Source organism: Pseudomonas sp. P106(2024) (assembly GCF_057480815.1).
This window is the reverse complement of record NZ_JBLIYU010000011.1, coordinates 153,519-168,021: the sequence shown is the minus strand read 5'-3', so window position 1 is coordinate 168,021 and position 14,503 is coordinate 153,519. Positions and strand designations below refer to the sequence as shown.

Annotated in this window: 13 protein-coding genes; 2 read left to right on the top strand and 11 right to left on the bottom strand. The window is 65.2% G+C overall.

The genetic code is table 11. The features are described 5' to 3' along the window. Positions 1-63: 63 nt before the first annotated feature. The 11 genes from AC25M7_RS18405 to AC25M7_RS18355 form a co-directional block, all read right to left on the bottom strand. On the bottom strand, positions 64-654 hold the full coding sequence (locus tag AC25M7_RS18405) for a phage tail protein (RefSeq protein ID WP_062362022.1): 591 nt from the start codon (positions 652-654) through the stop codon (positions 64-66). A gap of 73 nt (positions 655-727) precedes the next feature. After that, positions 728-1,036, bottom strand: a complete 309-nt coding sequence (locus tag AC25M7_RS18400; RefSeq protein WP_062362019.1) for a DUF6916 family protein — start codon at positions 1,034-1,036, stop codon at positions 728-730. 13 nt (positions 1,037-1,049) lie between these two features. Then, positions 1,050-1,544: a GNAT family N-acetyltransferase gene (locus AC25M7_RS18395; RefSeq protein WP_213883813.1), complete on the bottom strand. Its 495-nt coding sequence runs from the start codon at positions 1,542-1,544 to the stop codon at positions 1,050-1,052. A gap of 175 nt (positions 1,545-1,719) precedes the next feature. Beyond that, positions 1,720-2,703, bottom strand: coding sequence for a sulfotransferase (locus tag AC25M7_RS18390; RefSeq protein WP_028692048.1), 984 nt, complete (start codon positions 2,701-2,703; stop codon positions 1,720-1,722). Then, on the bottom strand, positions 2,691-3,491 hold the full coding sequence (locus AC25M7_RS18385; protein WP_028692049.1) for an aspartyl/asparaginyl beta-hydroxylase domain-containing protein: 801 nt from the start codon (positions 3,489-3,491) through the stop codon (positions 2,691-2,693). The genes AC25M7_RS18390 and AC25M7_RS18385 overlap by 13 nt, the downstream gene beginning before the upstream one ends. A 25-nt stretch (positions 3,492-3,516) precedes the next feature. Continuing rightward, entirely contained in the window at positions 3,517-5,613 is a 2,097-nt protein-coding gene (locus tag AC25M7_RS18380) for a site-2 protease family protein (RefSeq protein ID WP_486971344.1), read from the bottom strand. Further along, complete coding sequence (locus AC25M7_RS18375) at positions 5,610-6,929, bottom strand: efflux RND transporter periplasmic adaptor subunit (RefSeq protein ID WP_486971343.1); 1,320 nt, start codon at positions 6,927-6,929, stop codon at positions 5,610-5,612. Before AC25M7_RS18375 ends, AC25M7_RS18380 begins: the two co-directional genes overlap by 4 nt. Then, a complete protein-coding gene (locus AC25M7_RS18370) occupies positions 6,926-7,702 on the bottom strand; it encodes an efflux RND transporter periplasmic adaptor subunit (protein WP_182323797.1) in 777 nt (258 codons plus the stop codon). Before AC25M7_RS18370 ends, AC25M7_RS18375 begins: the two co-directional genes overlap by 4 nt. A 141-nt stretch (positions 7,703-7,843) precedes the next feature. Further along, positions 7,844-9,238, bottom strand: a complete 1,395-nt coding sequence (gabP, locus tag AC25M7_RS18365; RefSeq protein ID WP_028692053.1) for a GABA permease — start codon at positions 9,236-9,238, stop codon at positions 7,844-7,846. Between the two features lie 352 nt (positions 9,239-9,590). Then, positions 9,591-10,607, bottom strand: a complete 1,017-nt coding sequence (locus AC25M7_RS18360) for a magnesium transporter CorA family protein (protein WP_028692054.1) — start codon at positions 10,605-10,607, stop codon at positions 9,591-9,593. Positions 10,608-10,619: 12 nt separating this feature from the next. After that, on the bottom strand, positions 10,620-12,206 hold the full coding sequence (locus AC25M7_RS18355) for a RimK family protein (protein ID WP_028692055.1): 1,587 nt from the start codon (positions 12,204-12,206) through the stop codon (positions 10,620-10,622). A 92-nt stretch (positions 12,207-12,298) separates the two neighbouring features. Between AC25M7_RS18355 and rimI the strand changes: the two genes are divergently transcribed. Continuing rightward, positions 12,299-13,405 (top strand): ribosomal protein S18-alanine N-acetyltransferase, encoded by a 1,107-nt coding sequence (gene rimI, locus AC25M7_RS18350; RefSeq protein ID WP_028692056.1) that lies wholly within the window; start codon positions 12,299-12,301, stop codon positions 13,403-13,405. A 139-nt stretch (positions 13,406-13,544) separates the two neighbouring features. Continuing rightward, the gene (locus tag AC25M7_RS18345; protein ID WP_158216157.1) at positions 13,545-14,438 is read left to right on the top strand and encodes a GNAT family N-acetyltransferase; all 894 of its coding nucleotides are present in this window, start codon (positions 13,545-13,547) and stop codon (positions 14,436-14,438) included. The last annotated feature ends 65 nt before the right edge of the window (positions 14,439-14,503 follow it).

Sequence of the window (14,503 nt, the reverse complement as noted above, 5' to 3'; positions counted from 1 at the left end):
AATCCTGAACGGACGGCGGGGCGCCGATGTGCGCCCCGCAGTCCTCCTGCTACCTGCCCGACATCAGTTGCGCGACGGGAAGATACCGCTGGTGGCGATGATGAAGTTGATGCCCAGGTAAGGGCTCTGGATCGAGAACGGCTGGTTACCGCCGCTGGTCACGCCCGTGGAGGCCGGGATGGTGACGTTGAATGGCTTGAGCGTCGTGTTGCTGGTGGTCGAGGCGTAGATGTCGATTGCGGCGCCGGAACCGGTGGTGTCCTTGGGTTTGGCCAACACGCCAGTGGTCGAAGGCGCGGGCAGATCGGCATCACCTTCGGCGGCCGGAATGGCGACCGACACGGTACTGGCCGGAATGTTCACCGCCTGCGGCACCATGTTCAGCGATGTCAGGGTGACCGTTGGCGTACCGGCCGCCTCGCCGAGGTCGACAATCGGCAATCCGGGGCCCTGTCCCTGCTGGACCGGCGCACGACCACGCAGATCAGGCAGCGCGAACGTGGTCTGACCGTTGCCACCGTAGGTGGTGCCCAGGATCGAGAACAACGCAGTGTTCTGGGCAATGCTCAGAATCTGCCCTTGGCAAAAGGCCCAGCCCCGTGGGGCGAAGTTGCCCGCGAACAAGGTGATCTGACCGAGATACGGCTCACTCATTTGCTGCACTCCTCTGACAACACCGCAAGAGCGGGCCCCATGGCCCGCGGGAAATCACGCATGACAGCCGCCCTCAGAGCGGCCGCTCGACGTGGAAAATCGCTTCAAGCACCGGTCGCCCATCGCTGTCGGGGCCTACCGGGGTCATCATCAGTAGCCAGCCCTCCTCGCCCGGTGGCGACAGGCGAAACAGCGCTTGCGGCAGCACCGTGCCGGCCGGCAGGGCGAACTCCGCGGCATAACGCTGGTGACGCGGCGACATGGCCGGTCCTTCGGTCACGGCCAGCAGTTGCGCCTGGAGCGCCTGTTCGTCGCTGATCCACAGCTGGAAGTGGCTGCCGGTGGCCTGATGCAAGTCGGCGAAGCTGGGCATGGCATGCATGGCGGCTGATCCTTCAGGCACGAATGGCAAGGGCGGACGCCGGGCGGCGCATCTTCAGGGACAGGCCGGTCTCACCGACCACCTCGAACCCGCAGCGCTGGTAAAGCCGCAAGGCCGGGTTATGAGGGGTGACATGCAGGCCGGCGCTGAGGCCGTCGGCATCGGCGTGTGCCAGCCACTGCCCGAGTAACCGGCTGCCGATGCCGCGCCCGCACCAGGCGGGCAGCAGGGCCATGTCGATGAACTGCACGTGGCTGTCGGTCCAGTGCAGGTAGACGCGGCCAATGGGCTCGCCCGCCACTTCGATGATGAAGAAGTCGGCGTCGGCGAACTGGGCTTGGTAATAGTCGTGCTGGGCTTGGAACTGCTGGTCGAGGAACACATCGATGGCGGCCTGGGGCCACGGCAGCAGGGCCATTTCGGCGGCACGGGTGGTGCCGTAGAGGGTGCGCAGGAACGCCCGGTCGACGTCCACGATGGGACGGAGGCTCACCTCGGAAATGGACATCGGGTATGGCTTCCCTGCATAAGGTTACCCCATGGTGAGGGGCGCACATCCAAGTGAATTGTCCTACACAATCTGCAGCAGCGTAGCCGAAGAGCAAGGCAAATAGCCACTACCCAAACAGGGTCTTTTCAACTTTTTTCTCAAACACCCGTTCGAGGTCGTTTGACGCCATTTCCTAGACGTTTCGCAACCGTATGGATTCCAACGCGTTGTAAGGCGCCTGGGCCCAACGGATGACCGCAGCCCGTATTTCGTCGTCGGCCTCCTCGCGCTTTCGCTGGCTGTCGGCGCTGAAGTTCATGGCCGGCTGCTTGGCGTCGAAGGCCGCGACGGCGCGCAGGTCAGCCACATCGCCTGGCTGGATGCCGAACAGTGGCCCGAGGCGTCCCCAGACGGCGTCGGGCAATTCGCTGTAGTTCACGGCGATGGCGCCGTGGCGTTCGCACAACGTTAGGCCAGCCGCGAGAATTTCGCCAATCATCCGGCAGGTGTATTCCACCGTGCCCATGGCTTGGGGGGCTGGCAGCAGGCTGTCGAGGCCCGAAGCACCAAGCAGCCCCGGCACCCGATGCATGCCCGCCTGGCGCAGTTGCGAGACAACGATTTCCAGTGGGTCGCGGTAGAGGAATACCCGGGCCGCATCGGGATACAGCGCCGTCAGCAGCGGTGCGTCGAAGATGTTCCAGGCGTCGAGCTTGATCAGCAGTTGCTGCTCGTCACCCTGGCGGCGTTGGCCATAGGCCGAGCACAGTGCGCGCAGGGCCTCGGCTTGCCAGCTTGCAGCGGCTGGATCCTGGCGCGCGGCGCGCAGCAGGTTGTCCAGCGGCGCAGGTTCGGACAGCACGATGTTACGGGGCTGGCTGGCCAGCAACTGAGCGACCAGGGTCGAACCACAACGTGAAGCGTGGAACAGCAGGGCCGTGGGGCTCAGGCCCGGACTGCGTGCATACCCGTCGAGCAGCGCCTGGACATCGGTTTCACGGCGCATCGCCTGGTTGAACGGCAGGCGCAGCGCCAGGTCGACATCGTCGCGGAAGAATGGCCGGGTCAGGCGCCGCTCGCCAAACCAGCACCAGTCCACCCGCCAGCCGGCGTCGCCTTGCCAGAGGCGAATGGGCAGCCAGCCCTGGAAGTCCAGCGGAGTATTCATACGCGCCATTGATCGCTCCATGCCTGCTTGCCCCGGCGCATGGCGGCCAAGACCTCTGCGTCGGAAAAAAACTGCCCATGCTCGGCGCCCAATCGCACGGCCTCGGCGACGAATGCTCGAGGGTCCTCAAGTGCCTGCAGGCGTGCGGCCAACGCCGCAGACTCGGCCACCTGCTGACGGAACCGTTCGAATGCCTGCCCCGCCCTGCCCACCTGCAACGTTGGCGTGCGCGCCAGCCCCTCCTCGATCAGTGCCAGCAGCCAAGGGGCTGGCGTGCAGTCGAGCACCAGGTGGATGCGTTCGCCGGGCCCGGGGTTGTTGACTCGGTGAGGTCGCGACAGGTCGATGAACCAGCATTCGCCGGGGCACATCGGCACCTGCAGGTCGTCCACCAGAAATTCAACGCCGGGCGGGCTGATCAAAGGAATGTGCAGGCGCAGGCAGCCGCCGGGGCGCCCCAGGTCGGGGTCGCGGTGCTCGTGGATCCTGGCACCCTCCCCCAGGCGCAGCAGACGGGCGGCGCGCAGCGAGGACTGGAACGGCGCCAGCACTGCTTGCCAGGCTGCTTCGCCCTGCCACCAGATCAGGTCTTTAGGAGCGCCCAGGCCAGGAGCCAGTGGCACCGAGGCATCCTCGGCGGTGACCAAGGCCACACCACTCCAGTCCCCCTCGTGATACCCCCTGTTGAAATGCGCCTGCCAGGCCTCGGCCCGTACCCGGGCCAATGCCTGCAGCAATGCCGGCAAGTCCGTGGCCAAAGCCAGTCGGGAACAACGCGGCAACGTGACCTCACTCATGCAGCGCCCTCGCAGTGAATGCTTACTAGAAACCGCTCTCGCGCACGCCCAATGCCGCCAGCCGACGCCAGGCGCTGCCCAGCAGCGACTCCCGGGCCCCATCGAGCACCACCACCCCGCGCAGTGGCTGGTTCACGTCGGGCATCTCGGCCAGCGGGCTCAAGCGTACGCCGTATTGCGCCTGCACCGGCTCCGCGCGCTGCTGGGCATCGCGACGCACGGCCACCGGCCCATGGCGATCGGACGCCAGCGCCTCAAGCTCCAGCACCGCCACGCCAGTGGCATCGACCTGCTCGACGCGCACCGGCAACGCCGGCCGCCCCGGGTCATCGGCGATGAAACGTCCCTCGCTGCCAACCGCCACGCGCCACAGATCGGCCTCGGCCAGATAGCCCCGCAGGCGCAGGCCTGGCTCGACCACACGGCCGAGTGTCTGTGCCGGGCTGACCCATTGTCCTGGGGCCAGGTCGGTCGGCAGGTCACGCAGTACCCCCGCACGCGGCGCCCGCAGCTGTAGGCGCTCACGCTGGGCCGCCAGCCCGCGGTATTCGGCTACGGCCTCGGCCAACTGCTGCTCAAGCACGCCGGCATCGCCCGCCGTCTCGCTGCGGCCGGCCTGACGCCGCAACAGCAACTGCAGGATGTCGATCTCGCGACGCACGATGGACTGGCGCGAAGCCAGGTCGGGTGACTCCAGCTCCAGTAGTAACTCCCCCTGGGCGACCACCTGCCCTTCACGCACCGGCAGACGCTTCACCCGAGCCGCCACGGGCGCGTGCAAGGCGCTGACCCGGGACGCCTCGAGCATCGCCGGCACGTCCACCGCGCCGCGCCAGGGCACCACCAGCACGGCCAGTAGCAGCGCCAGCACGGCGGCGCCCCGCAATGCCTTGCCCGGCGCCGCCTGACCACGGCGCAGCCACCACTGCTGCAGCTCCTTCCACACTGGCAGGCCGATGAACCACACCAGTTCCACCAGCATCAGGAAGATGCCCAACACCTTGAAGAACAGGTGATACACCGCCAGGGCGATACCGAAGAACAAGACCGCGCGCCATAGCCAGGCGCCATACCCCCAGACCAGCAATCGCCGGCGCATCACCGGCGGCCAGGCTTCTGGAGCCGGCTCGCCATAGCCGAACAGGGCCTCGCGCAGACGCCAGCGACACAGGGCGAAGGCGCGCTGCTGCAGGTTCTCGACACCCCACAGGTCACTCACCAGGAAGTAGCCATCGAAGCGCATGAACGGGTTGAGGTTGACCAGCAAGGTGGTGATCCAGGTGGCACTGGCCAGCATGAATGCCGCCGTACGCGCCGGGCCGTCGGGCAACAGCGACCAGGCCAGCAGCGCCAAAACCGCCAGCACCAGCTCGGCGAACACCCCGCCGGCGTCGATCAGCAGCCGCGAACGGCGGTCACGCACCCGCCAGGCATCGCTGACATCGGTATAGAACATCGGCAGCAGCACCATGAACGCCAGCCCCATGCTCTGCACCCGGCAGCCGGCACGCTTGGCCATGAACGCATGGCCGAACTCGTGGCAGAGCTTGGCGAACCCCAGCGCCACGCCGAAGGCGAGGATGCCGCCCAGGCTGAATAGGTGCGGGAAGGTGGCGATGAAGCGCGACCAGTCGCGCGCCACCAGGAACACGCCCAACGCCAGCAGCAGCGGCAGGGCCACGCGCACCATCCAGCCGCCGTGACGTTCGAGTACCGGCCAGGCACGATTGAGGAAAGCATCCGGACGCCACAACGGAATCCGGAAGAACAGGTACTGGTGCAGCACGCGCGTCCACAGGCTCTGGCGGGTCGCGGCGGCCTTGGTCGCATAGCTGTCGCGCTGGCGGGCGTCCTCGGCGCTGATCAGATCGTGCTGGCCGAGGAACAGCAACAGTTCTTCCAGCGCCTGCTGGTCGACGGCCAGGCCGGGTTCGGCATTGGCCGCCGCCAGCACATGCTGCGGGTCGCCCAGACGCCAGTGTTGCAGCAAGCGCACGGCATTGGCACCGAGTTTGAAGTAGCGCCCGCGCAACGGGTCGGCGAGGGTCCACTGGGGCGCGCCATCGTGGCCGGGCGCCGCCGCGGACAGTTGCAGGTCGGCCCGCAGCGGCGGCAGGTTCATAGCCCTAGCCCCTGGCGCAATGCCGCCAGTGGTCGACGCAGCAGGTAGTAGACCAGCGGCGCGCGCTCGCCATACAGCTTGGCGGTCCCGCGCAGGCCGATCCGCGGCGGCGCCTCCTCGAAACCGGCATCAAGCCGGTAGGCGAGCTGTCCGGCGGCAGTCGCCTGGGCCTCGTAGGCGGCGCGCTGCAGACGAGCACCATGGCGATGCAGCGGATCGCTGTCGAGAAACAGCGCCACCTCGGCGCCAGGCTGCAAGGCGATGGCATCGCCCACCGGCAGTTCCAGGCGCAGCTCGGCCTGCTGCGGATCAGCCAGTTGCATCAGCCGCTCGCCGGTCTGCACCGGCTTGCCGGTCCAGCGCTCGGCATCGGCGAACACCGCGATCCCCGCGCGCTCGGCGCGGATCTCGCTGCGGCCGAGGAGCTGGCGGGCGTAATCCAGCTCGGCACGCTTCTGCTCCACACGAGCAGCCAGCAGATCAAGGCGTGCGTTGGACTCGGCGTCGCTGAAGGCGCGCTGGGTGCTGGCCTTGAGCTCAGCCTCGGCCACGCCAAGGGCGCGCCCGGCGACGTCGGCCTGGGCCTTGAGCGTGGTGGCATCGAAACGCACCAGCACGTCGCCAACGGCGACCGTCTGGTTGGGCTTGACCAGAAAATCGGCGATCACCCCGTCCAGCGGCGCGGCGACCACCCGTCCCGCCCGTGGCACGACCTCGGCCGGTGCCAGCACCGACTGGCGCACCGGCACCAGCAATACCAGCAACAGTGCTGCGGCCACCGTCAGCAGACGCCGCCGTGGCCAGCGCAGGCGCCAGGGGCGGACCGGGTGCAGGGCCAGCCAGGCATGGGCGTAGGTATCGCCCAACTGGTTGAGCAGGGCCTGCTCGGCGGGGGTGAAGGCTTGATCACGGGCCAGCCACAGGCCACCGAACACGTCGCCGTTGCGGTCGAGCAGCGGCAACCAATAGGCATGAGCGGCCGACAATGATTGCCAGTCGGCCAGCGCCTGGTCATCCAGCCTGGCCGGGTCTACCACGGCGGCCTGAGCAGCCAATCCAGCCCTTTGCAAACGGTGAGCGGCGCGCTCGACGAACGCCACGAACGGCGCATGGGGCTCCACCACGCTGATGCCGGTCAGCGCCCGAACCTTGCCAGCGATCAGCAGCGCGGCATGACGAAAGCCGAACAACGCCTGGCCGTCATTGACCATGCTGTAAGCCAACTGCTCGGTGCTGGCGGCCTGGCGCGCCTGGCGCTGCAAACCGAGAAAGTGGGCGAAGGCATGCTCGGCCACACCTGCGGCAGCGGCGGTCATGGCTGTTGCGCGAAGTGGGCGGTACCGCTCATGCCGGCCAGCAGCCCTTGGCTGTCGCTGGGCAGTTCACCGATCAGTTGCAGGGTCTGGCTGCCTTCGTCGATCCGCGCGCCGACACGCTTGACCTGCGCCTGCAGCGGCCTGCCGGTTTCATCCGGAACGAATTCGAACGGCTGACCGGGCTTGAGCCGCCCCAACCACCGTGAGGGTACCAGCAGGTGGATTTCCAGCGAGCGATTGTCCACCACCTCGATCAACGGCGCACCGCTGGGCACGCTTTCATGGGGCTGGGCTCGGCGCTGCACAACCCGCCCGTCGAACGGCGCGCTGACCACGCAGCGTTTGATCTGCACCTGGTACACCTGAGCTTCGGCCTGGGCCTGGGCCTGCTTGGCCTCGGCCAGCGACACTTCGAACTGGCCGACTGACTTCAGGGCAGCCAACTGGCGGTTGTGCCTGAGTTCCTCACTGGCGGCACGCACGGCGGCCTGGGCGGCGTTGAGCTGGGCTTGATAGGCGCTGCAATCGAAGCGGGCCAGGGTGCTGCCCTTTTTGAAGTCCTGGCCATCGGCGAAAGGCATTTCGACGATGCGCCCGGCCAGTTCACTGGACAACACGGCCTGGTCACGGGCCCGCAGCACGCCACGGGGATTCTGTTCGGCGCTGCTGCTGGAGGCGGTGTCGAGCAAGGGGTCGGCAGGCGACTCGTCGGCATGCGCCAGCGGCAGGTGCAACACACACAAGATCAAAGCCAGACGGATACCGTGAAGCATGTTGCGCACTCCCTTGCGAGCTGGTTGCCGGGAGTGTAAGGCAAAAAATGATGGCACGGATACATCACCTGGATGAAGAACCGGGCGACTCGAAGGATCCGGCAAATCCTCCGAGTGGCGGTCAACGCCGTCGCAATGACCTCAACCCAGCGAACGCGCTCCCACGGCCCTGCGGGAATGTCCACGGGTGGTGACGATCCCCAGGAACGAGATCACGATCGCCAGGCTCAAGGTGGCGGTCACCTCGGCGCGGTGCTCCTCGGTGAACATCATCACGGCCAGGGCACCGCTGATGAACAGGATCACCGCCCAGGTCAGCCAGGGGAACAGCCACATGCGGAACTTGAGGTTGGCGTTCTCGCGCTCCAGCCGACCACGCATGCGCAGTTGTGAAATGGCGATCACCAGGTACACCAGCAGCGCGATGGCGCCGGAGCTGGCGAGCAGGAACTCGAACACGCCCTTGGGTGCAAAGTAGTTGAGGATGGCGATGGCTGCGCCGATCAGGGTGCTGCCGAATACCGCGGCGCGCGGTACACCCACCTTGGACGTGTGCTTCAGCAAGGCAGGGGCATCGCCACGCTTGGCCAGCGAGTACATCATCCGCGAAGCGATATAGATCGATGAGTTCATGCAGCTGGTCACCGCGATCAATACCACGATGTCGACCATCAGCGCCGCGTTCGGGATGTTCATGATTTCCAGCGCACGCTGGTAGGAACCCACTACCGCCAGTTGCGGGTCATTCCACGGCACCACCGAGATGATCACGAAGATCGACAATATATAGAACGTACTGATACGCCAGATCACCGAACGGGTGGCCTTGGCGATGTTGCGTGCCGGGTCGCTGGACTCGGAGGCGGCGATGGTCACCGCCTCGGTGCCGATGAAGCTGAACATCACGGTGATGAAGGCACCGACCACCGCGGACCAGCCCTTGGGCGCGAAACCGCCGTGCTCGTCCATCAGCGTGCTCAGCCCACTGACCTCGCGCTCAGGCAACCAGCCCAGCAGCGCGGCGAAGCCCAGGCCGATGAAGCCGAGGATGGCGGTGACCTTGAGAATGGCGAACCAGAACTCGAACTCACCGTACTTGGCCACGCTGAACAGGTTGGTGCAGGCCAGCAGCAGCACCGAGGCCAGGGCGAAGATCCAGCTGTCCACCTGGGGGAACCAGGCGTTGAGCACATGCCCGGCGGCCAGCGCCTCGATGGGGATCACCAGTACCCAGAACCACCAGTACAGCCAGCCGATGGTGTAGCCGGCCCAACGACCGATGGCCTGGTCGGCGTAGGTGGAAAACGAGCCGGTGTCGGGGTGGGCCACGGCCATTTCGCCGAGCATGCGCATGACCAGCACCACCAGGGTGCCGGCCACGAAATAGGAGAGGATGGTGGCCGGGCCGGCCGCCGCGATGGCGTGCCCGGAGCCGACGAAGAGCCCCGCGCCGATGATGCCGGCGATGGACAGCATCGTTACGTGACGTGGCTTGAAACCTTGAGCAAGGTTGCCATCAGTTCCCACGGTGTTCATTGGTCTTGTTCTCTTTTTGCTGACACAAGGAAGGGACGGGCAGGGGCAGGCGAAACGGTCTCCTCGGCAAAGGGCGAAGTACGTTGCGCACGCTCTGTTACGGCCTTCTCACGCGCCCGGGCAACGCACCGTGGGGATGCGGGCTTCACTTTAAGCCGGGCGCGGCGCGAGCAAAATGCTCGAAAACGTCAGACAACTGTTCGATCACGACACCGCGTGCCCACGCACGTCAGTCAAGCCCCCGGACGTGCCTGTTTGCGTCAGTCGCGGTCACGCCGGTAGTGCCAGTAGAAGTTCACCACCGCGAACACCACGATCACCGTGACGATCATCAGGCCGATCTGCAGATTGCTCATGGTGTTCTCCAACTGGCGATTCCAGGGAATGAAGGGGTGGGCCGCACAGCAGGGCGCTCGGTTTGCGCAGGGGACGCGACAGGGCGACGCCCCCGGGCCAGACGCTTGAGCGCCAGCACCATGAGCACGCCCAGCAGCACCATCGCCAGCACCAGCAAGGCATAGGCCAGCCACCAGGGCACGCCCGCGGTCATCATGCTGAACTCGGACATGCCGCCAATGCTGGCGATCAGGTTCAGCGGCAGGAACACCACGTTGATCAGGGTGAGCTTGCGCAGAGTCTCGTTCATCGCGTTGTTGGCCAGGTTGCCCCGGGCGTCCATCAAGCCCGCGAACACCGTCGAGTAGATCTCGGCCTGCTTGTGGCACTGGTCGTTCTCGATGACCAGGTCGTCGATCAGCGCCAGCACCTCAGGGTTGAAATGGCGCTTCTCGCCATGGGCGCGCAGGCGCGAAAGCACCGCGCCATTGCTGTGGATGGCGTTGATGTAGTGAATCAGGCTCTCGCTGAGGTTGAACATCTGCATCAGGTGGTGGTTCTCCAGCGATTGCTCGAAGCGTTGCTGCAGCTCGCGGGCGACCATCTTGATCACCTTCAGGTGCCCCAGGTAGTGATGCAGGTTGTCCAGCAGGATGGCCAGCAGCACATCCATCGGATCGTGCAGCGCATGGCGCTGCCCGAGGCCATCGAGCAGGGAGGCATCCGGGGCGATCAGCACCAGGTGGCCGTCGACCATCAGCATGCCGAACGAGGACACCTGGAAGGCGAAGCTGTCGCCACCGGTGTAGCTCTGCGGACGCTTCCAGATCAGGAACAGGCCATCGCGATGCAATTCGATGCGCGACACCTCGTCCGGATCCAGCGCCGAAGCCAGGGCATGGGCATCCAGGTGGAACCAGGCCTGCAGCAGCTCACGCTCGGCACTGTCCGGTTCGACGAACAGCAGCACCTCGCGATCGAGCCCCTCGCGCTTGCGCAACTGACCATGGGCCAGGCTGTAGCTTTCGATCATGCCAGCACCTCGTTACCAGGCTTGCCCCCGGCGCTTCTGCTCCAGGCGGCGGATGAATTCCTCCAGCACCAGGGTGTAGAGGTCGTCGTGCAGGTAGGCGTCCTCGATGCCGGCGTCGAGGTTGGGGTTGTCGTTGACCTCGATCACCACCACCCGGTCACCGACCTGCTTGAGGTCGACGCCGTACAGGCCATCGCCGATCAGATTGGCGGCCTTCACCGCCAGATCCACCACCGCGCGTGGCGCTTCGTGCACAGCCAGAGTGCGGCATTCGCCGTTGACCTCGTCGCGCTGGGCCTGATGGTTGAAGATCTGCCAGTGGCCCTTGGACATGAAGTACTGGCAGGCGAAGATCGGCTTGCGGTTGAGCACGCCGATGCGCCAGTCGTATTCGGTGTAGAGGTATTCCTGGGCCAGTAGCAGCACCGAGTGCTCGAACAGTTCGGCGGTGGCGGCCTGAAGTTCGGCGGCGTCCTTGACCTTGATCACGCCCCGCGAGAAACAGCCGTCAGGGATCTTCAGCACCAGTGGAAAGCCCAGCCGCTCGCCAATACCTTCCAGCGCCTGGGGGTTGTCGCGGTAGAGGATTTCGCTGGCCGGCATGGCCAGGCGATGACTGCGCAACAGGTCGGTCAGGTAGACCTTGTTGGTGCAGCGCAGGATCGACGCCGGGTCGTCCATCACCACCAGCCCTTCGCTCTCGGCCTTCTTGGCAAAGCGATAGGTGTGGTTGTCGACGCTGGTGGTCTCGCGGATCAGCAGCGCGTCGTATTCGGCCAGGCGGGCGTAGTCCTTCTTGCCGATCAGCTCGACGTCGACCCCGAGCTGGCGACCGGCGCGAATGAAGTGCTCCAGCGCCTTGGGGTTCGACGGCGGCAGCGCCTCATCAGGGTCGTGGAGGATCGCCAGGTCGTAGCGCGCCACCCGCCGCGAGCGCGGTTGACGCCAGATCCGCCGGCTGAAGCCATCGAGGGCATTGGCGAAGGGGTCCTGCTGGTCTTCACGCAACTTGTGCAGCGCGCCGACCTTGACCCCGGCGATATGCCAGGTGCTGGTCTTGCGGAACTCCACCAGCAGGATCGGGCACGGGAAGCTTTCGAACAGCTGGCGGGCAATGTCTTGCAGCGGTTCCAGATCGGTACGGCCGAAATACAGGGTCAGGGTGAACCCTTCGGTTTCGCCGTAGGGGTGATTGGCCAGGGCACTTTCCAAGCTGCGCGCCATGTCGTCCAGGGCCAATCCATATAACGACTTGCGGGTCAATTCACTGATACTTCTGACCGAAGGAATGACTTTATGTCCGCGCGCCTCGGCCAACAACGAACAATAATAACCGTGGCCTAGATACTTATAATTACGGCATAGGTTTATTACCTGGACACGCTTGCCGTTATCGGCTTCGCGTGGCGCCTCCAGGTATTCCTGGGCCGTCACGACATCCTCGCTGGGCAGGTACGAAGCCCAGTCCTCACGCCGCTCCACGATGATAACCAGCTGACTTGACTTGTTATCCAGGGTCAGTGGATAAATAACACCAGCCGTACGTGAGTGTGAACTTTCCCCGGGCCAGCCAGGTAAGGGTTCCTGAAACGATGACATATTTGAAGCCCTGTGTTGGGTAGACACGGTTTCTATTAAGCACGAAGTTTTTCGAATGTCCCGTTTCATTACGCAACTTTTACGGCGGCCCTATGCACATCGAATTTCGCCTGGCAACTGTTGACGACCTGCCGGCCCTGCTGGCGCTGGAGAACCAGTGCTTCGCGCTCGACCGGCTGACCCCGCGCAGCTTTCGCTGGATGCTGTCCCACGCCAACGCCAGCCTGCTGGTGGCGCAACGCGACGGCCAGTTGATGGGTTATGCGCTGTTACTCTTCCACCGTGGCACCTCGCTGGCCCGGCTGTATTCCATCGCCATTGCCGAACAGGCGCGTGGCCATGGCCTTGGTGCCAGGCTGCTGGAACAGGCCGAGCGCTGCGCCCTGGAGCATGACCGTGCCTACCTGCGTCTTGAGGTACGCACCGACAACCCCAAGGCCATCGCCCTGTATGAACGCCATGGCTATCGCCGCTTTGCCCTGGTCGATGACTACTACGAGGACCACACCAGCGCCCTGCGTTACGAGAAGCGCATCCTCCCGCACCCGGCGGGCGAGACGCGCTTGGTCCCCTACTACGCCCAGACCACCGACTTCACCTGCGGCCCGGCCTGCCTGCTGATGGCCATGGCCGCCCTGCAACCGCTGCGCCCGCCAAGCCGGCGCGAGGAACTGCGCCTGTGGCGCGAGGCGACCACCGTGTTCATGACCTCCGGTCACGGCGGTTGCAGCCCCCATGGCCTGGCCCTGGCCGCCTGGCGCCGGGGCTTTCGCGTACGGCTGCTGCTCAATACCGAAGGGCCGCTGTTTCTCGACGGTGTGCGCCAGCCCGGCAAGAAGGAGGTCATGCGCCTGGTCCATGAGGACTTCTGCGCCGAGTTGCAGGACAGCGACGTGGTCATCGCGCGGCAGGCGCCCAACCTGCCTCGGGTGCTGGCCGAAGGCGGCCTGGCGCTGGTGCTGATCAGCAACTACCGGCTGACCGGCAGCAAGGCACCGCACTGGGTGCTGGTCACCGCCTGCGACGACGACTTCGTCTACCTGCACGATCCCGACACCGACCACGCTCGTCACCGCCAGGCCCTGGACTGCCAGCACCTGCCGGTCAGCCACCAGGCGTTCCAGCGCATGAGCCTGTTCGGCGGGCGCAAGTTGCGGGCGGCGGTGGTGGTGTATGCAGGGGGTGAAACTGCGGTGTAAACAGAGACCACCCCCTGACCTCGGTGCGGGCGGCCACCTTTCCGCGCCTGCCGCCGACCGCGATGGCACAAACCCTTACAACTTTTCATCCGCGCAACGGTTAACGTTCACCCTCAAATTACGGACAGGTATGGACGCCATGGCACTCCTCGCCGACGACCCCTCCCTCGCGCAAGTCGAGCACTATCGCGACGACCCGCACCTGCGCGCCGAACTCAATGCCCTCACCCGTCAGACCTACGGCTTCGACTTCGAAGATTGGTACCAGGCTGGCTTCTGGCAAGAAGACAACCAGCCGTGCTCACTGGTTCGCAGCGGGAAAATGCTGGCCAACGCCTCGGCCAACCTGCTCGACTTCACCCTCGATGGCCAGCCTCTGCGTTGTGTCCAGATCGGCACGGTGATGACAGCGCCTGCGGCACAAGGCCGTGGCTACAGCCGCTACCTGATGGAAGTGCTTGTAGAGCGCTGGGCAGGTAAATGTGACCTGTTGTACCTGTTCGCCAATAGCACCGTGCTGGATCTCTATCCCCGGTTCGGCTTCCGCCGGGTGATCGAACACGAATATTTCCAAGCCAGGTCGACGCCCCCTGAAGTCAGCACGTTCCATCCTGTGGATCTTGGCGACAGCACACAACGTGAACACTTCATGGCAGCGGTAATGAAGAGTTGCCCACAGGCACGGTTGAGCCTCGTGCCGAATGTACCGTTGACAATGTTCTACTGTGACGGCCCCTACCGAGAAGCCTTGTTCCATTCCTCAAGACACGAGGCATACGTGGTGGTGGAGCACGACGGCGAGCGGATGGTGCTGGTGGATGTATTCTGCGAGCGCGAACTGGTGCTGGCCGATGTGGTGGCCGAACTGGTCAGGGCAACGACCCGGGAGGTGCTGCTGGGGTTTGCGCCGCTGAGCAGCGAGGGCTTCGCGGCGCGGGTTGTGGATAACGATGATGCACTGTTCGTCTGGGGTGCATCGAAAACCTATGTCGATGGACAGGTGCTGATGTTTCCGCTGCTGTCCCACACCTGAATGGGTACTGGGGCTGCGTGGGAGCATCGGCGCGCCCCCGCCCCCACACCAAACCAGGCGCTTGC